This is a genomic window from Bradyrhizobium sp. (assembly GCF_016213215.1).
Classification (GTDB): domain Bacteria; phylum Pseudomonadota; class Alphaproteobacteria; order Rhizobiales; family Xanthobacteraceae; genus Bradyrhizobium.
On record NZ_JACRAW010000008.1, the window covers coordinates 41,402 to 59,406 of the forward strand.

Annotated in this window: 24 protein-coding genes and 1 pseudogene; 9 read left to right on the forward strand and 16 right to left on the reverse strand. The window is 62.1% G+C overall.

The annotated features are described in order from the left end of the window. Positions 1–8: 8 nt before the first annotated feature. Complete coding sequence (locus HY852_RS02050) at positions 9–542, forward strand: DUF3124 domain-containing protein (protein WP_291602211.1); 534 nt, start codon at positions 9–11, stop codon at positions 540–542. A 58-nt stretch (positions 543–600) separates the two neighbouring features. After that, positions 601–1,845 carry a PLP-dependent aminotransferase family protein gene (locus tag HY852_RS02055; RefSeq protein ID WP_291602214.1) on the forward strand — a complete coding sequence of 415 codons (1,245 nt, stop codon included), beginning with the start codon at positions 601–603 and terminating at the stop codon, positions 1,843–1,845. A 103-nt stretch (positions 1,846–1,948) separates the two neighbouring features. On the opposite strand, the gene HY852_RS02060 is transcribed toward HY852_RS02055, so the two are convergent. After that, positions 1,949–2,239, reverse strand: a complete 291-nt coding sequence (locus HY852_RS02060) for a helix-turn-helix domain-containing protein (protein WP_291602216.1) — start codon at positions 2,237–2,239, stop codon at positions 1,949–1,951. A 146-nt stretch (positions 2,240–2,385) separates the two neighbouring features. Between HY852_RS02060 and HY852_RS02065 the strand changes: the two genes are divergently transcribed. Continuing rightward, positions 2,386–2,850: a hypothetical protein gene (locus tag HY852_RS02065; protein WP_291602218.1), complete on the forward strand. Its 465-nt coding sequence runs from the start codon at positions 2,386–2,388 to the stop codon at positions 2,848–2,850. Between the two features lie 87 nt (positions 2,851–2,937). On the opposite strand, the gene HY852_RS02070 is transcribed toward HY852_RS02065, so the two are convergent. The 4 genes from HY852_RS02070 to HY852_RS02085 all read right to left on the reverse strand — a co-directional run bounded on the left by HY852_RS02070 (position 2,938) and on the right by HY852_RS02085 (position 6,352). Continuing rightward, the gene (locus HY852_RS02070) at positions 2,938–3,756 is read right to left on the reverse strand and encodes an aldo/keto reductase (RefSeq protein ID WP_291602221.1); all 819 of its coding nucleotides are present in this window, start codon (positions 3,754–3,756) and stop codon (positions 2,938–2,940) included. 251 nt (positions 3,757–4,007) lie between these two features. Beyond that, positions 4,008–4,433, reverse strand: a complete 426-nt coding sequence (locus tag HY852_RS02075; protein ID WP_291602223.1) for a hypothetical protein — start codon at positions 4,431–4,433, stop codon at positions 4,008–4,010. Positions 4,434–4,556: 123 nt separating this feature from the next. After that, positions 4,557–5,555 (reverse strand): nitronate monooxygenase family protein, encoded by a 999-nt coding sequence (locus HY852_RS02080; protein WP_291602225.1) that lies wholly within the window; start codon positions 5,553–5,555, stop codon positions 4,557–4,559. A gap of 59 nt (positions 5,556–5,614) precedes the next feature. Continuing rightward, positions 5,615–6,352, reverse strand: coding sequence for an SDR family oxidoreductase (locus HY852_RS02085; RefSeq protein WP_291602226.1), 738 nt, complete (start codon positions 6,350–6,352; stop codon positions 5,615–5,617). A gap of 208 nt (positions 6,353–6,560) precedes the next feature. On the opposite strand from HY852_RS02085, the gene HY852_RS02090 reads away from it, so the two are divergent. Continuing rightward, a complete protein-coding gene (locus HY852_RS02090) occupies positions 6,561–7,055 on the forward strand; it encodes a helix-turn-helix domain-containing protein (protein ID WP_291602229.1) in 495 nt (164 codons plus the stop codon). 101 nt (positions 7,056–7,156) lie between these two features. Here HY852_RS02090 and HY852_RS02095 read toward each other — a convergent pair whose 3' ends face one another. From HY852_RS02095 to HY852_RS02105, 3 genes are all read right to left on the reverse strand, one after another. Beyond that, complete coding sequence (locus HY852_RS02095; protein ID WP_291602230.1) at positions 7,157–7,288, reverse strand: hypothetical protein; 132 nt, start codon at positions 7,286–7,288, stop codon at positions 7,157–7,159. Positions 7,289–7,381: 93 nt separating this feature from the next. After that, positions 7,382–7,582 carry a hypothetical protein gene (locus HY852_RS02100; RefSeq protein WP_291602401.1) on the reverse strand — a complete coding sequence of 67 codons (201 nt, stop codon included), beginning with the start codon at positions 7,580–7,582 and terminating at the stop codon, positions 7,382–7,384. Positions 7,583–7,740: 158 nt separating this feature from the next. Then, positions 7,741–7,956 (reverse strand): hypothetical protein, encoded by a 216-nt coding sequence (locus HY852_RS02105; RefSeq protein WP_291602232.1) that lies wholly within the window; start codon positions 7,954–7,956, stop codon positions 7,741–7,743. Between the two features lie 138 nt (positions 7,957–8,094). Between HY852_RS02105 and HY852_RS02110 the strand changes: the two genes are divergently transcribed. Further along, on the forward strand, positions 8,095–8,265 hold the full coding sequence (locus HY852_RS02110; protein ID WP_291602234.1) for a DUF3072 domain-containing protein: 171 nt from the start codon (positions 8,095–8,097) through the stop codon (positions 8,263–8,265). 232 nt (positions 8,266–8,497) lie between these two features. Next, a complete protein-coding gene (locus HY852_RS02115; RefSeq protein ID WP_291602237.1) occupies positions 8,498–8,767 on the forward strand; it encodes a DUF6496 domain-containing protein in 270 nt (89 codons plus the stop codon). Positions 8,768–8,842: 75 nt separating this feature from the next. On the opposite strand, the gene HY852_RS02120 is transcribed toward HY852_RS02115, so the two are convergent. Together HY852_RS02120 and HY852_RS02125 are read right to left on the reverse strand one after the other, a co-directional pair. Next, positions 8,843–9,205, reverse strand: a complete 363-nt coding sequence (locus HY852_RS02120) for a hypothetical protein (RefSeq protein ID WP_291602239.1) — start codon at positions 9,203–9,205, stop codon at positions 8,843–8,845. 268 nt (positions 9,206–9,473) lie between these two features. Then, the gene (locus HY852_RS02125) at positions 9,474–10,331 is read right to left on the reverse strand and encodes an SDR family oxidoreductase (protein WP_291602240.1); all 858 of its coding nucleotides are present in this window, start codon (positions 10,329–10,331) and stop codon (positions 9,474–9,476) included. A gap of 91 nt (positions 10,332–10,422) precedes the next feature. Here HY852_RS02125 and HY852_RS02130 point away from each other — a divergent pair, with 91 nt between their 5' ends. Further along, positions 10,423–10,695: a hypothetical protein gene (locus HY852_RS02130; RefSeq protein ID WP_291602242.1), complete on the forward strand. Its 273-nt coding sequence runs from the start codon at positions 10,423–10,425 to the stop codon at positions 10,693–10,695. Between the two features lie 135 nt (positions 10,696–10,830). After that, positions 10,831–11,145: a hypothetical protein gene (locus HY852_RS02135; RefSeq protein WP_291602244.1), complete on the forward strand. Its 315-nt coding sequence runs from the start codon at positions 10,831–10,833 to the stop codon at positions 11,143–11,145. A gap of 211 nt (positions 11,146–11,356) precedes the next feature. On the opposite strand, the gene ftsH is transcribed toward HY852_RS02135, so the two are convergent. After that, a complete protein-coding gene (gene ftsH, locus HY852_RS02140; RefSeq protein WP_291602247.1) occupies positions 11,357–13,204 on the reverse strand; it encodes an ATP-dependent zinc metalloprotease FtsH in 1,848 nt (615 codons plus the stop codon). Positions 13,205–13,435: 231 nt separating this feature from the next. Between ftsH and HY852_RS02145 the strand changes: the two genes are divergently transcribed. Next, a complete protein-coding gene (locus HY852_RS02145; RefSeq protein ID WP_291602249.1) occupies positions 13,436–14,272 on the forward strand; it encodes a universal stress protein in 837 nt (278 codons plus the stop codon). A 33-nt stretch (positions 14,273–14,305) separates the two neighbouring features. On the opposite strand, the gene HY852_RS02150 is transcribed toward HY852_RS02145, so the two are convergent. The 5 genes and pseudogenes from HY852_RS02150 to HY852_RS02170 all read right to left on the reverse strand — a co-directional run bounded on the left by HY852_RS02150 (position 14,306) and on the right by HY852_RS02170 (position 17,987). After that, positions 14,306–14,521 carry a hypothetical protein gene (locus HY852_RS02150; protein WP_291602402.1) on the reverse strand — a complete coding sequence of 72 codons (216 nt, stop codon included), beginning with the start codon at positions 14,519–14,521 and terminating at the stop codon, positions 14,306–14,308. A gap of 289 nt (positions 14,522–14,810) precedes the next feature. Beyond that, positions 14,811–15,040: pseudogene (locus HY852_RS02155) on the reverse strand (ribulose-phosphate 3-epimerase); the annotation flags it as partial. Further along, positions 15,041–16,006 (reverse strand): CbbX protein, encoded by a 966-nt coding sequence (gene cbbX, locus HY852_RS02160; RefSeq protein ID WP_291602251.1) that lies wholly within the window; start codon positions 16,004–16,006, stop codon positions 15,041–15,043. A gap of 101 nt (positions 16,007–16,107) precedes the next feature. Beyond that, positions 16,108–16,515, reverse strand: coding sequence for a ribulose bisphosphate carboxylase small subunit (locus tag HY852_RS02165; RefSeq protein WP_291602253.1), 408 nt, complete (start codon positions 16,513–16,515; stop codon positions 16,108–16,110). A gap of 11 nt (positions 16,516–16,526) precedes the next feature. After that, positions 16,527–17,987, reverse strand: coding sequence for a form I ribulose bisphosphate carboxylase large subunit (locus tag HY852_RS02170; protein WP_291602255.1), 1,461 nt, complete (start codon positions 17,985–17,987; stop codon positions 16,527–16,529). Between the last annotated feature and the right edge of the window lie 18 nt (positions 17,988–18,005).

Sequence of the window (18,005 nt, forward strand, 5' to 3'; positions counted from 1 at the left end):
AACGAGCAATGTGTCACATCCGAATCGCCATCTTGGCTGCAAGCCTGTTGTCCACAACACTCGCCCAGCCGGCGCTCGCGCAGGGCACGGGCCCGATCGAGCAGAAATTCGCCAATTCCCTGACCGCCATGCCGAGCGAGAATCTGACCGTTACAGGCGGGTTCTACGTGCCGGCCTATTCCAGCGTGTCGATGAGTCATGGCAAGCTGCGCGTCGACTTCTCGGTGACGCTCAGCGTGCACAATGCCTCGGAAACCAGGCCGCTGGTCGTGAAGCGGATCGCCTATTTCGACACCGCAGGCAAGATGGTGGACAGCTATCTGAAAGCGCCAGTGGCGCTGAAGCCGTTCGCGACCATCGAGATCTTCATTCCCACGGACGACGTGCGTGGCGGCACCGGCGCGAACTTCATCGTCGACTGGGGCGCTACTGGAGAGATCGCCGAGCCGGTGGTCGAGGCGCTGATGGTGGGCGGCGTCGCCAATGCCCATTATGCCTTCATCAGCCAGGGCCGGCCGACGAGGTCAATCGGCAAGAACTAGCACGGCGGCGCCAAGCACCGAGCTGCGCAACCATAACAAAATTGAGGGACACGGCCCAATGACTTCCGCAGCGTTCGATTTCACGAAGCTCTTGCCGCCAGACCTGCCCGCCGCGGCCGCGCGCTGGACCGGGCTTGCAAAATACAGCTTCGTCGGCGGCAACAACGATCCCGACGAGGTGCCGGTCGACGGCCTGATCGACGCGGTGACCGCCGTGCTGCGGCGCGAGGGCAAGGCGCTGGCGACGTACAATCTCGCCCATGGTCCGCAGGGCTACCGCCCGCTGCGCGAATTCCTGACGAAGAAGCTGAAGCGCGACGCCGGCATTGAAAGCTCGGCCGACGATCTCCTGCTCGTCTCGGGCTCCTTGCAGGCGCTCGATCTCGTCAATCACACGCTGCTTTCACGCGGCGATACCGTGCTGATCGAGCAGGAGACCTATCAGGGCTCCCTGAACCGCCTGACCCGGCTCGGCGTGAACGCGATCGGCATTCCCCTCGATCGCGATGGCATGCGCATGGACGCGCTGGCAGCAGCGTTGTCCGACCTCAAGAGCCGCGGCATCCGGCCGAAATACATCTACACGATTCCGACGGTGCAGAACCCGACCGGGACCATCATGCCGGAGAGCCGCCGCGAGGAGATGCTCCGCCTCTCGGCGCAACACGAGGTGCCGATCTTCGAGGACGATTGCTACGCCGATCTCGTGTGGGACGCAAAGCGGCCGCCTGCGATCTACGCCATGAGCAGGACCGGCGGCGTCATTCACATCGGCTCGTTCTCCAAGTCGATCGCCCCTGCCCTTCGCGTCGGCTTCATCGTCGCGCCCTGGGAGGTGATGTCGCGGATGCTCGCGCTGAAGACCGATGCCGGCTCGGGCGCGCTCGAGCAGATGGTGCTCGCCGAATACTGCGACGCACATTTCGCCACCCACGTTCCGGCGCTGACGCGCGCGCTGCGCACGAAGCTAGATACCCTGATGGAAGCGCTCAACGAGCAATTCGGAACAGCTGCAGAGTTCGACGAGCCCAAGGGCGGCATTTTCCTTTGGGTGAAATTACCCGACAATGTCGACACGCAAAAACTCTATCAGGCCGCGCTCGCGGCCGGCGTCTCGATTAATCCGGGCCCGGAATGGTCGACAAACCGTAGTTATTCCCACAGCCGGTTGCGGCTGTGCTTTGCCAGCCCCTCACACCAGGAGATCCGGGAAGGCGTTGCCGCGCTCGCCGAAGTCTGCCGCAGGGAGTTCGGCGTGCCGACGCGAATTGCGAACGTAGAGGCCCCGCGCGCGACCACCTGAGGCTCGCGCCACGCGCCAATTCTGGAACCGGAATTTCGGAAGGCGCACGGGGACCTTGGCGGCAAGCACCCGCCCCAAGGCGATTTCCTTCAATGACTGGATTTCAGGCGGCGTGTGGCTGGCCGCCGCGGATGGCAAAAGCAAGCCGCAGCAGAAGAACGATCGATACGTTACCTTTGCCGGCCTCGATCTGCGCGATGTAGCGTTCGGAAATCCCCGACTTGCGGGCGAGCTCCCGGCGCGACATGTCGCAACGCATGCGCGATGCGCGTACCCGCTCGCCGAGCTGGTTAAGGAATTCGCTCTCCGAATAGGGCAGCGCAAAGTCGCTCCCCGGCATAGCTCCCGCCGCAAAGGCAGCAACCTCGTCGAGCCTAGATTCAGTTCTGTCCATCACTTCAGCCTCCCAACATTACCATCGTCGCTAGCCGTCACACCTCCGCATTGATGCGGATCAAATGGCCCGTTGAGGCCGCTTCTAAGATGGCTGTGCAGTGCGAAATGCCATAGTGCTGCAAGGACTGTTAAGGATGAAGAAGAATGAAACGGCCATTGCACACACTGACGATGGCCATGCTGCTTTGCTTGGGGCTGGTGCCCCCTGCCCACACCAAGACATTGGTGAAGACGGTACTCGGCTGGGGTCTTATCGGCTCATGGTCGCGCGATTGCTCACTGCCGCCCGACCGTGAAAAAGGTGCGGTGCTCAGCTACGAGATCAGGCAGGACGGTCGGGTGATGTACCGGCGCGACTTCGGCGACACTGCCGACGAGAACGAGGTGGTCGGCGCTTCAACCACCTCCGAGGGCGTTCTCAATCTGCTCGTGTTCTTTCCGTCATTTCACCAGACGCGCGAGTTCGGACTGGTCAAGCAGCCCGACGGCTCCATGCGGGCGATCTACAATCACAACAAGAATGGCGAATACTCGATCAAGAACGGCAAATTCGTGAGCTCCGGCCAGCCGGCACCGATCCAGCATCGATGCAGCGGCGCCAGCACCTGAAAGCGCGGGTTAATCCTCCTTTGCGCCCAGCCAATTCGGCAAGCCTTCTCGCAAACGCTTCGCGTTTGCTGCAAGCGTGTGCCGCGATCAATCCCAGGTCGGCGCAAAGCCGGGATTCACGCAACGCATGTGCTTGGGCAAGGCCGCGATTTTCTTTCTGTCTTCGTCATCGAGTGCAAGCTTCACCGCATCCAGGTTGGCCTGCTGGCTCTCCCGCAGGGAGGCCTTCGGAATGGCGGCGACACCCGGCTGATCCAGCAGCCATTTCAACGCCACCTGCGCCGGGCTGGCATTGTGCCTGCGACCAATCGCGATCAGCGTCTCGTCGGACGCCACGCGCCCCTGGGCCAGCGGGCAATAGGCCACGAGCGGAATCGATTTTGCCGCGAGATATTCGATGACCTTCGATTGATCGAGCATCACGTGATACTCGATCTGGTTGCAGGCGATCGGCGCCCGGATGTCCTCGACCACCGTCTTGAGCAGCGCGGTGGTGAAGTTGGCGACCCCGATGGCGCGGGTGCGTCCCTCCTCCTTCAGCTTCATCAAGGTCTCGAAGATCGCCGGCAGGGTCATGTTCGGCGACGGCCAGTGCACGAGATAAAGATCGACATGATCGAGCCCGATTTTCTTCAGGCTGGCATCGAAGGCGCGGCGGATGGCATCGGGTGCAAGGTTCTCATGCCAAACCTTGGTCGTGACGTGGAGATCCTTGCGTGGCAGACGGGACGCGGCGACAGCCGCACCGATCGATTCCTCGTTGCCATACATCTCCGCAGTGTCGATGTGGCGATAGCCGAGAGAAAGCGCGCTTTCGACGGCGGCGCGGCAGGCATCGCCCTGCAGGCGAAATGTACCAAGCCCGAGCCGCGGCAGGCTGATGCCCTGGGTCTGCAGATTCTCCATGGGTAACTCCTCTTGGCGCTTCGATCCGCCGATGCGCACTGGCAGGACCGTGCGAACTGGTTCTTGGGTGATGAGATAAGAAAGGACGGCGGGGATGGCTTCCTGCGGTGACGGCCATTCAAGATCGCGGTAGCCGCATCGGTCTTCGTCACGTGGGATAGCACGCGTGCATGGCCACGACAGCCAGGTGCGCGGCGGGAATCGGACTGAGGGCGCCGTAGCGCGTTAGGCGCCGCCTCATGCCGGCGGGCTTATCGTTTCCAGCTGCAGATGCCGCCCGACCTGCACGGCCAGACCTGGACGCGCGTATCCATCGCCCGGGCGTCCAGCGGATTGCTGTGCCGATGTGCAAGCTTGGTCCGGGCGCTCCCGCGCCGACTTTCCGGTCGAGCCATCTTCAGTCCATCGGCACCCCTCACCCGCTCGTTGACCATCTTCCTGGGCGCATCCTTCGGTTCGACGCGTGGCTGGGCGTCGGTCGTGACCCTGGAATCAGCCCTGGCCTCGACCGGAACGGGTGCGAATTGGGCTGGCGGCCCGAGCCGCTTGGGCGACAACAGGGCCTTCGAGAGGTCAAGGCCGAGGTACTCGTCGGGACGGTAGTCGGCCGCAGCCGCCACGCCGCCCCAAGCGAGCACGGCGAAGACAATGGCGGCGGAAGCGCTTTTCAGGACCATCGCAGGCCTCCTGAAATACCACTAAAGGGACTGCTTCCCCTTATCTAGGAGGCCTGCCCGACAATTCCAGCGACTCCTTCCGGCAGGGTTACCGGACCGCCAAGCCGTTAACCAACACCCCGCTCAGGCGACCTTGCGCGTGCTGGTGCCCTCGAGGAAACCCATGAGGCGGTTGCGGATGATGTCCTCCGCCTGGGCCATGATGCGGTCGATCAGCTCCTTAACCGTCGGAATATCGTGAATGAGGCCGGCCACCATGCCGCAGCTCCAGGCGCCGGCATCCATCAGACCTTCGGTCATGACCTTGGGATAGACGCCCGCAACTTCGGCAAAGATGTCGTCGATCTTGAGCTTGTCGCCCTTTTCGTGCTCGACCTTGAGCAGCCGCTCGACGCTCGAGTTCATCAGCACGCGCTCGGTGTTTCGCAGGGTGCGCATGATCAGCCGCGTGTCGAGCTCGCTTGCCGCCACCAGCGCCTCCTTGACGTTCTGGTGCACCGGCGCCTCCTTCGTCGCGATGAAGCGCGTGCCCATGTTCATGCCCGCGGCGCCGAGCGCCAGCGCCGCAACAAGACTCCGGCCATCGGCCATGCCGCCCGAAGCGACGAACGGAATCTTCAGTTCCTCGGCGGCGCGCGGCAACAGGATCATGTTCGGAATGTCGTCCTCGCCGGGATGGCCGCCGCACTCGAAGCCGTCGACGCTGACGGCATCGCAGCCGATCCGCTCGGCCTTCAGCGAGTGCCTGACCGAGGTGCACTTGTGAATGACCTTGATACCAGCAGCCTTGAGCGCCGGCATGTACTGCTCCGGGCTGCGGCCGGCGGTTTCGACGGCCTTGACGCCACCTTCCACGATGGCGGCGATGTATTCCGGATAAGGCGGCGCCGCGAACGTCGGCAGAAAGGTCAGGTTCACGCCGAACGGCTTGTCGGTCATGTCGCGGCAGCGCGCGATCTCCTTGGCGAGCAATTCCGGCGTCTTCTGGGTCAGGCCGGTGATGATCCCCAGCCCGCCGGCGTTGGAAACGGCTGCGGCGAGTTCGGCAAAGCCGACGTAATGCATGCCACCCTGGATGATCGGGTGTTCAATGCCGAACAATTCGGTGATCGCGGTTTTCACGAAAGCCTCCCAGGTCGCGTTGTCGATGTAGCCAGTTTAAGCGCAGCTTGCGGGCGCGGTCACCATTTCTCTCCGAAGGGCCGGATTTCCATCTCGAATGTCCAGGCGCTCTTCGGCTGCTGGTAAAGTTGCCAGTAGGCGTTCGCAACTGAAGCCGGCGGCATCAGGAGGTCGGGATTGTCGAGCGCGCTCGGCCCGAGCGCTTCGAGCCGCCGTTGCCTCACCCATTCGGTATCGACGCCGGAGTCGATGATGAGATGGGCGACGTGGATGTTCATTGGCCCGAGCTCGCGCGCCATGGATTGCGCGACGGCGCGCAAGCCGAACTTGGCGCTGGCAAAGGCGGCATAGCCGATGCCGCCGCGCAGGCTCGCGGTTGCGCCGGTGAAGAAGATGTTTCCCTGGCCGCGCGGCAGCATCAGCCTCGCCGCCTCGCGCCCGGCCAGAAAGCCGGAATAGCAGGCCATCTCCCAAACCTTGCGGAACACCCGTTCGGTGGTCTCCAGGATCGGGAAGTTGACGTTGGCGCCGACATTGAAGATGCACACTTCCAGTGGCGCGCGCGCTTCGGCGTCGTCGAGGAAGGAGATGATCTCCTCTTCGTTGCGCGCGTCGAGCGAGCGGGCATGGATCTCGCCGCCGGCGGATTCGATCTCCCTCACCAGCGGCTCGAGCTTGGCGCCGTTGCGGCGGCCGGCGAAGACCGAGAAACCTTCTGCAGCGAACTTCTTGGCGATCTCGGCACCGATGTAATCGCCGGCTCCGATCACCGCGGCGGTGGCGTTTCTCTTCGACATGCGAGCCTCCCGGATCGATCTCCCGATGCCGCACTGGTCGCGACGCGCTAATGGATGCGATCGACTGGCGGCGATTTGCACGTAGCCTATAGTTCTAAAATTGAACTGTCAAATTCGGCGCTCACATGATATTCCTTTTGTTCATTAAGCACACGAATCTTCGTCTTAGTTCTTTTTTAGAACGATCGTGTGCGCTGGAGATCGGATCATGAAATGGGGCGCGCTGGAAGATGAAGCCTGCTCGCTGGCCCGCACGATTGCGGTGATCGGCGACCGCTGGACCCTGTTGATCCTGCGCGAATGTTTCCTGCGGACGCGCCGCTTCGAGGCTTTTCAATCCTCGCTGCAGATCACGCGACATCTTCTGTCCGAGCGGCTGAAGAAGCTGGTCCGCTTCGGCATTCTTCGCCGCGTTCCCTATCAGGACTCGCCGAAACGCTACGAATACATCCTCACGCAAAAGGGCCTCGATCTCTATCCGATCATCATGGCCATGGTACGCTGGGGCGACATTCACATGGCCGACGAGCGCGGCCGGCCCCTGCTCCATGAGCACAAGAAGTGCGGCAAACTGTTCGATCCGGTGATGGTGTGCTCGGAATGCGGCGAGGTGCTTGCGGCAAAAGAAGTCCACGTTCATCCGGGTCCGGGCAGGCCCGTCAGTGCGCTTGCGACGGCGCACCAACATCGATCGGACGAATGATCGATGCGATCGGGATCTACAGCCGCAAACCGCGGCAGCTGCGTAGTCACGCGCAAATGTCTCCGATGGGGCGAGCCTTCGACGCAGCCGAAGACTCGCCGCTAGATCTTCGCCGCGTGCGAGGACATCGAGGAGTTCGCCAGATTGATCTGCCGCACCGTCGTCAACGTCGCAAACGCGGCGGCAAAACCGAACGCAATGATGAGGGAAAGAAGAGCCAGACGCGCTCTCATGCAGACCTCCGTGATCAAACGAAAGCGAAAGCCTCCAACGGAGTATCGGCGAACTCTCGCGCGCCTTCGGTGAGCTTGCTCACAAGGCTCTTCTCACGACACCCGCCGGCCCTCCGGGACGGTGGCCTTCTCCACCGGCGGAACTTCTCCGTCGAGCCAGTCCTGCTCGTCCGCGAGCGCCGTCCACGCCTCCGCCATTCGGCGATAGCGCCTGAAGGCCGGCTGCCCCTTTGAGCGCTCGGCAAGATGCAGGCAGTTCTCAGCGTTTTCGCGGAATATCTCGGATTGCTTCATGAAAAATACGTGGTGAGAAAATGCCAAGCCGCAACCGCCATGACGCAATCTTAATGCGCTCGATGCGGACGGAACCGAACCGCGGAGCGAGCGGCCATGCAGCCGCAGCATCCGAACTCTCGGTCCCATGGTAGTCTTCTCTCGTCTAACCCGAACGTTCAGCGACGCGTCGGTCGCGTCAGCCTGACTTCCCGTTTCGCCGCGCGGGACCCGGACTGCTGCGATTGCAGCGACAGATCGCGTCCGCCGGCCGCCTGCCATTCGCCGATGAGGCGCGCCAATTCCTTGCGCGCGCCGAGCAGCCGCAACGAGTTTTCGGTGCAGTCGAGACCGCGATTGACCAAGCCGCGAATGTCCGCCTCCAGGTGCGGCATCTCCGACCTTAAGGCACTGATCTTGCGTCGAGTTTCATTAATTCTGTTGTCCATGGCTGTTTAGAACAAAATAAGAACATATAGTCAAGTCACGTTTTCCGGAGGGAGCCCGAAATAAGAGCAAACGGTAAATTCAACGTGCAGGTCCGCTTGGCCGAGCAGATGACCCGTGCCCAGGCGATGCGGCTGAAGAGCCTGAGCGAGGAGGCCTACCAGCCCGGGCAATATTGCCGAAGCTTAAGCTCTACGGAGGCGGCCCAGCGCATTGAAGCGCTCGAAGCAGAGATCGCGCTCGCCGACTCCTATTAACGATAACGTCTATTCGATCGGCAGGTCGCCGCGGCTCAAACGGGCCGTAAACGCGCACACGCCGCCGGCGAGAGGTCGAAGGGCCGCCCGCCGCCCGCGCGTCGCATAGGCTGAACGCGTCAGCGGAACCACGCGAGCCCGCGCAAATCGACCTACCGTGTCTCGTGCGTGCGGAACCGCGTGGAACCCTTGTGCGTTCCCGCGGGTTCTACTGATTTTCCGGGGAAGACTTATGGCACGCAAAGCAAAGAAGCGAAGATACTCACCCAGCGCCGGTAACGAAGTCGGAAACGAGATGCGCCGCTACAAGAAGGGCACGGCCAAGAGCGGTCGGGGAGGAAGGGGTGGCAAGGTAAAGAGTCGCAAGCAGGCCATCGCGATCGGCCTGTCAAAGGCGCGCAAGAAGGGAAAGAAAGTCCCGCCGAAGAAGACGTCAAAAAAGAGAGCGACAAAAAGAACGACCAAGAAGAGAACGGCGAAGAAGCGCGGCCGCAAGTCGTAACACTGACCACGCGGCGATGCTCTCGCCCGCCGCCGGTCCATGGTCAACCCGCTGCGAACAAAGTAATCGAGAGTATCAAGTCATGCTGCCGGGCATGAAGCAGCGAATTGATATTCCGAGCGATCCCTTGATCGGCCACACCATGGTTCGGCCGGCGCGATTCGGCTCCTTGATCACGGCCTCGTCGGGCACGATGATCCACTGGCCCTCAAGACGCACGCGGTACCGCCCATTCTGGGATTCCCAATCGGGATCGGCAACGGCAACGCCGTCCGCATCCGAGCAGCATGGACCGAGCTGACTGCGCAGGCTGTCGAACCACGATTTGAGCGGCGAGTTAGCATAACGCCCGTCGTCACGGCCCATCGCACTCTGGGTGCATAGCCCGAGCGGCACGATGATCAGCACGGTCCTGATCAGGGCTTTAATTGGATCCATTGTCGGCACCGAGCAATGTTGAACATGGGTCCGGTTTCACAAACCGGTCGGACCATTGTAGTTCCAGTGATGCTACCGAGCCTTACTGAGAGAACAGGTGCGAGGTGCGTTGCCTCGCCCGATCATCTCGAGCGCGCAGATATTCTCCGCTCGATTCGCCTTGCGCGTCCAGCGCGTAACGAGATTGTTATCGGTTCTGTGGATTGGAACCGCGCAAATGCAGATATGCCGAAGCAACACCGATCAAGGCGAAGAACGGCGCGAAGCCTCAAATAAAGGGCTTGCCGCCGGTAACCGCGACGGTTGTTCCCGACGTGTAGCTTGAGAGCGGGTCAGCCAGCATGACGTAAGCCGTCGCCAGCTCGGCCGGCTGGCCTGCCCGCTTCATCGGAACCTGCTTGCCGAAGTTCTTCACCGAGTCCTCGGGCATGGTGGAGGGAATGAGCGGCGTCCAGATCGGACCGGGGGCGACGGCATTGACGCGAATGCCCTTCTCCGCAAGCATCTGGGCAAGACCGCCGCTAAAGTTCTGGATTGCGCCTTTGGTCGTCGCATAAGCGAGCAGTATCGGGTTCGGCATATCCGAGTTGACCGAAGCGGTGTTGATGATCGCGCTGCCCGGCTTCATATGCGGCACGGCTGCTTTTGTAAGGTAGAACATCGCGTGGATGTTTACCTCAAAGGTCATCTCCCATTCTTCGTCGCTGATCTCGGCAATATCCCTGAACGTTGCCTGGTGCGCGGCATTATTGACCAGGATATCGATGCCGCCGAGTTCGTCGACAGCGCGCCTGATGACCAGGCGGCAATGCTCGGGATTGCGCAGATCGCCGGGCACGAGCACCGCCTTCCGTTGTTCGGCCTCGACCAGCGCCTTCACTTCCTGAGCGTCGTCCGTCTCTTCAAGATAGGAGATCAGCACGTCTGCACCCTCGCGAGCATAGGCAATCGCCACGGCGCGCCCGATCCCGCTGTCGCCGCCCGTGATCACCGCTTTCATGCCGGAAAGCCGGCCGGAGCCCTTGTAGGTCTTTTCGCCATGGTCCGGGCGTGGATTCATCTTCGACGTCAGTCCCGGCATTTGCTGTCGCTGTTCTGGATAGGGCGGCTTCGGATAATCGAGCATGATGAACTCCCGCGAGCTGTCAGGCGTTCAATCGGCGGGCTCGGCCTAAGTTCCTCCACTCCAGAATGATGCTGGGGAGATCCCGTCAGCAATGACCGATGAAGAGCGCCAGCTCCTCAAGGACACCGCGGAAAACCTGCTGCGCCTTCTTCGTCAGTGGGACGACATGGTCGAAGGCATGCGCGTGGTGGTTTCGGAGCTTTGCCGCGCCGGAGCGATGACGCCAGAACGCAAAGCGTTGCTTCTTGGCCGCCTGAAACTCCGCCGCGACCTGATGGCGAGCAAAGGCACGCCGACGCAATATCTATCCACGCTCATCGACGAGCTGGAGAAATGGAGCGCCTCTGATTCACATCCGAGTTGAGCTGAGCTGAGCCGGTGGAAGCAGGGGCAAATGGAACTCGCACTCAAAACTCTTTGAGGTGAAACCCGCACCGTTCCCGAAACGCCCGCATGCGGCCGTCGTTAGCCCTCCGCAAGACGACAACGGAGAAAGCGAATGAACCTGAAACTCTTGACCGCAGCCGCAGTCCTGACAACCGCTGTCGCCGCCCCGGCTCTCGCGCAGGATCCCGTTGCGAGATCGCCCAGCGTGAAACAACACAGGGGCCATGTGTATCATCACGGCAACGGATTCTGGCCCGGTGACGTAGCCGCCAGTATCGTCGGCGGTGCCATCGGAACCGCCGGCGCCATCGCCGCCGCGCCCTTCGGCTATGACCGGTACGCCTACAATGACGGATACTACGGCTACCGGTGCGTGCCAGGTACGACGTTCATCGGGCCAGATGGTCTGCGCCGTCTTTGCCGATAAACAATCGGCAGGTGGCAGCTAACCAGAGAGGCGGTCTCGCGGCCGCCTCTCTTGTTTTGTGTTCTGATGGGTCGAGGCCACCAGGGCCGAGGTTGTGCTCGCATCACGTCCAGGCTCACCCGGATGCCCGGCGCGATCGCGCTGACCCCCAAATGAAGAAGGCCCGCAGCGCGGGACTTCGGGACCTTCGGCAAATCTCTCGAAAGCTGTGTCAGGCCGCTTCGCTGCTCACGCCTGAGCTCTTGCCCCGCAAGGGCGCAAACTGCTCCGCGGTCAGGCTCTCGTTGGCGATCAACAGCTCGACGCCGGCTTCGAGCTCGGCCCGGCGCTCCTGCAGGATCTGACGTGCCGCAGCATCAGCCGCCTCGACCAGATTGCGGACCGCGAGATCGATCTCGCGTCCGGTTGCTTCCGCGGCGCTGACGACCATATCCTGCGCCGCCGGAATGAAGGTCTGGGGCTTCGGCGCATACGTTCTCTGGCCGACCGTTGAATCCATGCCGTATTTCGTCACCATCTCGATCGCGATCTCGGTGGCGCGCTGCAGATCGTCGGCGGCCCCGGTCGACACATCGCCATCGAAGATCAGGCGTTCGGCGGCGCGGCCGCCCATCAACACCGCAATGCGGTTCTTGAGTTCGCCGACCGTGAGCAGGAACCTGTCCTCGGTCGGACGCTGCATGGTGTAACCGAGCGCGCCGATGCCGCGCGGAATGATCGACACCTTCTGCACCGGGTCGACACCCGGCAGGTTGGCGGCGACCAGCGCATGGCCCATTTCATGGTAGGCGACACGCCGACGTTCGTTCCGGCTCAGCACCCTGCTCTTCTTCTCGATGCCGGCCACGATCCGCTCGATCGCCGACGTGAAGTCGTCGAAGGAGACTTCTTCGGCCCTGCGCCGGGTTGCGGCAATCGCCGCCTCGTTGATGAGATTGGCGATGTCGGCGCCGGTGAAGCCGGCGGTAAGGCCCGCGATCTTGTCGAGATCGACGTCCTTGCCGATCCTGATCTTTCGCGCGTGCACCTTCAGGATCGCGACGCGGCCGCTCTTGTCCGGGCGATCGACCAGCACCTGGCGGTCGAAGCGGCCAGCGCGCAGCAGCGCCGGATCGAGCACTTCCGGCCGGTTGGTCGCCGCAAGCAGGATGACGCCGGTGCTCGGGTCGAAACCATCGAGCTCGGCAAGCAGCTGGTTCAGCGTCTGCTCCTTTTCGGCATAACCGCCGAAAGCGCCGGGCATGCGGCTGCGACCGAGCGCATCGAGCTCGTCGATGAAGATGATGCACGGCGCGGCCTGGCGCGCCTGCTCGAACAGGTCGCGCACGCGTGCGGCACCAACGCCGACGAACATTTCAACGACTTCGGAGCCCGAGATCGAGAAGAACGGCACCCCGGCCTCGCCGGCGACCGCCCGCGCGAGCAGCGTTTTGCCGGTGCCGGGCGGCCCGACCAGCAGGATACCCTTCGGCACATGGGCACCTAATCGGCCGTAGCTCTTCGGATCTTTCAGGAAGGAAACCACCTCCTGTAGCTCGAACTTCGCCTCCTCGACCCCGGCGACGTCGGCGAAGGTGACCTTGGTATCGGTCTCGACATAGACCTTGGCGCGCGACTTGCCGATCGACATCATGCCCCCGAGGCCTTGTCGCTCCATGATGCGGCGGCCCAGGAATACCCAGATCAGATAGAACATCAGTGCGGGCACGATCCAGGACAGGATCGTCTGGAATAGACCGCCCGACGGCACGCCCGTGACGGTTACGCCTTTGCCTTGCAGCTTCTCGGCAAGGGGCAGATCGACGCGCGCGGTGACGAAGGCGGTCTTGCCGCTCGCCAGCCTTTCGTTCTCTCTCAGCTTGCCCTGAATCAGGTCCTGTCCGACCGATACCTCCGCGACCTTGCCGTCCGTGATGAGCTGCTCGAACTGGCTGTAGGAGATGCTCTCAACGGTGTTGTAGGTGGCCAATGCCCATTGCAGCAGGACCAGCAAGATACCGGCGGCGAACATATAGCCGATCGCAACGGTTTGTTTGTGCGACGACGGATCCTTGTCCATTATCCTCTCCGGTTCGCAAGAACACCGAGGTCGAAAGCTAAAGAAGCATTATTAAGCCATTGAAATCCGCCCCCTTTGCGAAAGATCAAAGGTGCACGGCCAAGCCGGCCTGCCTATCCGAACGGCGCCGCCGTCAGGGCCGAACCTGCGAAACCCGCTTGATTCAGGTCAACACGAGAATTGCGATCTGATGGAATGTTGCCGCTGATGGATTCCGCTGGAGGCGCCGTGATGTTCAAAGATGTTCTTGTCCATGTCCCGACCGAGCGAGCCTTGAGGCCGATCGTCGATGGTTCGGTCTCGCTGGCAGCCACCTACGGGCTCCATCTTGATGCGCTGGCCGTGGGGTACGTGTCCACCAGTGCCGCCTATGTCATGGAAGGCGGCGCAGCGGTTGCCGCAGTTTTCGAGATCGAACGCGAAAACGCCATGGAGCGCGCGAAAGCCGCCCTCGAAGTATTTGAAGCGGAAGCCAAGAACGCCGGCATTGCCTACAGCTGCCGTCCCATCGGCGCGATCCCGGCCGAGGCCGCAGCTTCGGTCGGCGCAACCGCGAGGCTCTATGGCCTGTGCATCGTCCTGCAGCCGGAGCCGGAACAGGGATCGTTCGACAATACGCTGCCGCAGGAAATCCTTTTCCAGGCGGGCGGGCCGGTGCTCTTTCTGCCCCACATCTTCCGAGGGGCCTTCAAGGCGAAGCGAATCGGCATCTGCTGGGACGGCAGCCGCGTCGCCGCTCGCGCCCTGAAGGATGCCATGCCGTTCCTCGCCAAGGCCGATGAGCTGACCATCATCACGGTCAATGAGGCGGAGTCCGTTCCCGCCGAAGTCTCGGCGGCCAATCTCACAAAGCATCTTGCGCGCTCAGGACTCACGAGCAAGACAATTGCGCTTTCAGGAGCACGCTCGGAAATCCAGCCGATGATCCTGTCATTGGCCGCCGACGAGGGTCTCGACATGCTCGTCATGGGCGGCTACGGGCATTCGCGCCTGCAGGAATCCTTCCTGGGCGGCGTTACGCGCGCCATGCTGGAGACCATGACGGTTCCCACCCTGATGTCCCATTAAAATTCAGGCTACGTGCAGCGCGACCGGAGCGGCTTATGCCGCTGCGGTTGTCGTGGCTTGACGCGATTCGATTTTCGCCTCGCCATCCATCATCGCATTGCGAGCCCTGAAGCTGGCCTCGAGCTCGGCTGCCGCCAGGTGCTCCCAGCGCTCGGCCTGTCCGAGAAGCTGCCAGCTCTGCTGCGGCCGGTAGGCCGCCTGCTGGCGGCAGAGCGATGCCAGTGCCCGATAGCGACGCACGTTTTCCATGACGGTCTTCTCCGGGATCATGCTCATGATGTTGTCCCCCTTCATTGCGTCATGGTGATTGCGGTTTTGCGACAAACAGATTCGCTTGGATGGCAAGTTGTCGCGGCTGTCTTCACGAGCCGCACGCAGAAACGGCTTACTACAGCGCCAAACTGTTAACTTTCGGGAAAGAATGGAACAAAAAAGAGTCGCGATCCGCGCGCACGAAAACACTTCAAACTTTCGAAATTTCAGAGGGCTCCTGAATTATATTGCAGCCCCGCCATGCGAGCCAATCCCTCAGCGATCTGACGCCGGCCCTTTTGCGCAGCGCCCTAATGGCCTGCGGCGAGCGGTCGAGATGCGGACCGGCTCGGCGCGGGAGGGTGATGATATCAACACCGGCTTGCGCAAACGCTTTGAGAGGGATCGGCCGGCGCGATCATCAGGTGCACGTCAAGCGGCTTTGTCGACTTCCTCTGCCAGCCTCGCAAAGTCGGCAGCTAGGATCGAGCGCGCCATCGCGATCTCTTTCGGCACTTACGACGTCCTTTCCGACGGCTCTCGTCCCTCGCCAGGCGGCGAAGCGCTGAAGACCCGGCTCGCCAGCACATCGGAAGAATCGATGGTCTCGAGATCCTTGATCTCCAGCATGCGATCGAGATCGGAAACCAGCCGGTCGGCCTGTCGAAGGCGGATACGATCGACGGCGTTGCGGATGGAGCGGGCGTTGGAAAAGAATGGCTGTGTCATCCGCAAGGCGATGTAGTTCACGAAGGCCTCGCGCGCCGCGGCGCTGAAGCTATAGCCGCGCTCCTTCAGCATCAACTCGGAGATCAAGAGCAATTCCGCTTCCGAGTAGTCGGGAAACTCGATGTGGTGGGCAATGCGCGAGCGAAAGCCCGGATTGGAGGCAAAGAAGTTCGTCATCCGCTCGCCGTAACCGGCGAGAATGACGACGAGGTCCTCGCGCTGGTTCTCCATGACCTGCAGCAGGATCTCGATCGCCTCCTGCCCGTAGTCGCGCTCGTTGTCGGGACGATGCAGGTAATAGGCCTCGTCGATGAACAGCACGCCGCCCATTGCCTTCTTGAGGATCTCTTTCGTCTTGGGCGCGGTGTGCCCGATATACTGGCCGACGAGGTCGTCGCGCGTCACCGAGATCACCTGCCCGCGCCGCACGAAGCCGAGCCCGTGCAGGATCTTTGCCATGCGCAACGCAACGGTGGTCTTGCCGGTGCCCGGATTGCCGGTGAACGACATGTGCAGCGTCGGCGGGGAAGAGACGAGACCCGCCCGCTGCCTAATGCGCTCGATCAGGAGAAGCGAAGCGATCTGCCGCACCCTGCTCTTGACCGGTTTGAGGCCGATCAGCTCGTGCTCCAGCTCCCGCAGCGTCTCGGTGATCCCTGCGGCCTCGGCTTCCTTCCGAAGGTCGAAGCCAGAAGGCGGCGATGCTGCACCGCCACACAGGCTCGAATTGTTCGCGCATTGCAGGTCAAGCATCGGCATCTCGAATAGAAGGGCTTCGCCGCTGGCGGCGAAGCAGTTGTCCGCCAAAAACCCGGAGCGGGGAGGCAAGCGCTCCGTGCGGAATCTCTTTCACCTTACGGCGTCGCTTCCCGTGACGGACAGAGCCGCGTGGCGTAACGCACGACCCGTCCGGCCACTTCCTGCCGCTCCAGCGCGAAATAGGGCTCCTGCGCCGGCCGGTTCACGAGGAATGAAATCCGGACCGACTCCCAGCCATGGGAAGAATCGAAGCCGCTGATGCGGATGTAGCGGTCGCCATACACCCTGCGGCATTCGGCGAGCTCCATCATGACGCCGGCCGCATCCGAGAGATCGAACATCGGCAGGCCCCACATCTCCCAATAGGTGTTGCGTGGATGCGGGTCATCGGTGAACTCGATATTCACCGCCCAGCCGTTCGCCAGGCAATACTGCACCTGTTTGTAGATCTGGTCGTCGGTCAGATCGGGCAGAAACGAGAAGCAACCTTGTGTCAGTCTCATCGTGTCTCTCCTCAAACGGCGGCCAGAGCGGTCGGCACGAAGTCCGGCGTGTCGGTCGACTGATAGTTGAAGCTCACGTCCTTCCAGACCTCGAGAGCCGCCTTCAGCGGCGTGCAGTTCGCCGCCGCCTTCGCCAGGATCTCCGGTCCTTCGTGCAGGTAGTCGCGGCCCTCGTTGCGGGCGAGAATCATGGCTTCCAGCGCCACGCGGTTGGCGGTGGCGCCAGCCGCAATTCCCATGGGATGGCCGATGGTGCCGCCGCCGAACTGCAGCACGACGTCCTCGCCAAGCAGGTCCAGCAGCTGGTGCATCTGTCCGGCATGGATTCCGCCTGAGGCTACCGGCATCAGCTTGTTGAGGCTGGCCCAGGACTGGTCGAAGAAGATGCCGTGCTCGAGCTTCATCGGATTGAAGTCTTCCCGACAGATGTCGTAGTAGCCGCGCGTCGTGTTGGGATCGCCCTCCAGTTTGCCGACTACCGTGCCGGCATGGATGTGGTCGACGCCGGCCAGCCGCATCCATTTGGCGATGATGCGGAACGACACGCCGTGGGATTTCTGGCGCGTATAGGTCGAATGACCGGCGCGGTGCAGATGCAGGATCATGTCGTTTCGGCGCGCCCACTTGGCCATCGACTGGATCGCGGTGTAGCCGATCACGAGATCGATCATGACCACGACCGAGCCGAGCTCCCTGGCGAACTCGGCACGCTCGTACATGTCCTCCATGGTCGCGGCGGTGACGTTGAGATAGGTCCCCTTGATCTCGCCCGAGGCCGCCTGGGCGCGGTTGACGGCTTCCATGCAGTACAGGAAGCGGTCGCGCCAATGCATGAACGGCTGCGAGTTGATGTTCTCGTCGTCCTTGGTGAAGTCGAGCCCGCCCTTCAGCGCCTCGTAGACCACGCGCCCGTAATTGCGGCCGGACAATCCCAGCTTCGGCTTGATGGTCGCCCCTAACAGCGGCCGGCCGAACTTGTCGAGCCGCTCGCGCTCGACCACGATTCCCGTGGCTGGTCCCTGGAAGGTCTTCACATAGGCCACGGGGAAGCGCATGTCTTCCAGGCGCCGCGCCTTGAGCGGCTTGAAGCCGAACACGTTGCCGATGATGGAGGCCGACAGGTTCGAGATCGATCCCGGCTCGAACAGGTCGAGATCATAGGCGATGTAGGCAAAATACTGCCCCGGAGCGCCCGGCACTTCATCGACCCGGTAGCACTTGGCGCGATACTTTTCCGCCGCGGTCAGTCGATCGGTCCACACCACGGTCCAGGTGGCGGTGGAGGATTCGCCTGCGACTGCCGCCGATGCCTCGATCGGATCGACGCCGTCCTGCGGCGTCACCCGAAACATCGCGATCACGTCGGTGTCTTTCGGCACATAGTCGGGCTCCCAATAGCCCATGCGCTTGTATTCCATCACGCCCGAGCGGTAGCGTTCCTTGCCGCGAAGCGTTCCTGCATGTGCATTCATGTTGTTCTCCTTAAATTG

Excerpts from the sequence above, each read along its gene's own strand:
- HY852_RS02050 (WP_291602211.1), top strand. The coding sequence starts at position 9 with ATGTGTCACATCCGAATCGCCATCTTGGCTGCAAGCCTGTTGTCCACA.
- HY852_RS02060 (WP_291602216.1), bottom strand. The coding sequence starts at position 2,239 with ATGGACAGAACTGAATCTAGGCTCGACGAGGTTGCTGCCTTTGCGGCG.
- HY852_RS02070 (WP_291602221.1), bottom strand. The coding sequence starts at position 3,756 with ATGGAGAATCTGCAGACCCAGGGCATCAGCCTGCCGCGGCTCGGGCTT.
- HY852_RS02125 (WP_291602240.1), bottom strand. The coding sequence starts at position 10,331 with ATGCTCGATTATCCGAAGCCGCCCTATCCAGAACAGCGACAGCAAATG.
- HY852_RS02075 (WP_291602223.1), bottom strand. The coding sequence starts at position 4,433 with ATGGTCCTGAAAAGCGCTTCCGCCGCCATTGTCTTCGCCGTGCTCGCT.
- HY852_RS02135 (WP_291602244.1), top strand. The coding sequence starts at position 10,831 with ATGAACCTGAAACTCTTGACCGCAGCCGCAGTCCTGACAACCGCTGTC.
- HY852_RS02170 (WP_291602255.1), bottom strand. The coding sequence starts at position 17,987 with ATGAATGCACATGCAGGAACGCTTCGCGGCAAGGAACGCTACCGCTCG.
- HY852_RS02065 (WP_291602218.1), top strand. The coding sequence starts at position 2,386 with ATGAAACGGCCATTGCACACACTGACGATGGCCATGCTGCTTTGCTTG.
- cbbX (WP_291602251.1), bottom strand. The coding sequence starts at position 16,006 with ATGCTTGACCTGCAATGCGCGAACAATTCGAGCCTGTGTGGCGGTGCA.
- HY852_RS02120 (WP_291602239.1), bottom strand. The coding sequence starts at position 9,205 with ATGGATCCAATTAAAGCCCTGATCAGGACCGTGCTGATCATCGTGCCG.
- HY852_RS02085 (WP_291602226.1), bottom strand. The coding sequence starts at position 6,352 with ATGTCGAAGAGAAACGCCACCGCCGCGGTGATCGGAGCCGGCGATTAC.
- HY852_RS02095 (WP_291602230.1), bottom strand. The coding sequence starts at position 7,288 with ATGAGAGCGCGTCTGGCTCTTCTTTCCCTCATCATTGCGTTCGGTTTT.
- HY852_RS02090 (WP_291602229.1), top strand. The coding sequence starts at position 6,561 with ATGAAATGGGGCGCGCTGGAAGATGAAGCCTGCTCGCTGGCCCGCACG.
- HY852_RS02115 (WP_291602237.1), top strand. The coding sequence starts at position 8,498 with ATGGCACGCAAAGCAAAGAAGCGAAGATACTCACCCAGCGCCGGTAAC.
- HY852_RS02150 (WP_291602402.1), bottom strand. The coding sequence starts at position 14,521 with ATGGAAAACGTGCGTCGCTATCGGGCACTGGCATCGCTCTGCCGCCAG.
- HY852_RS02145 (WP_291602249.1), top strand. The coding sequence starts at position 13,436 with ATGTTCAAAGATGTTCTTGTCCATGTCCCGACCGAGCGAGCCTTGAGG.
- HY852_RS02130 (WP_291602242.1), top strand. The coding sequence starts at position 10,423 with ATGACCGATGAAGAGCGCCAGCTCCTCAAGGACACCGCGGAAAACCTG.
- HY852_RS02055 (WP_291602214.1), top strand. The coding sequence starts at position 601 with ATGACTTCCGCAGCGTTCGATTTCACGAAGCTCTTGCCGCCAGACCTG.
- HY852_RS02165 (WP_291602253.1), bottom strand. The coding sequence starts at position 16,515 with ATGAGACTGACACAAGGTTGCTTCTCGTTTCTGCCCGATCTGACCGAC.
- HY852_RS02100 (WP_291602401.1), bottom strand. The coding sequence starts at position 7,582 with ATGAAGCAATCCGAGATATTCCGCGAAAACGCTGAGAACTGCCTGCAT.
- HY852_RS02105 (WP_291602232.1), bottom strand. The coding sequence starts at position 7,956 with ATGCCGCACCTGGAGGCGGACATTCGCGGCTTGGTCAATCGCGGTCTC.
- ftsH (WP_291602247.1), bottom strand. The coding sequence starts at position 13,204 with ATGGACAAGGATCCGTCGTCGCACAAACAAACCGTTGCGATCGGCTAT.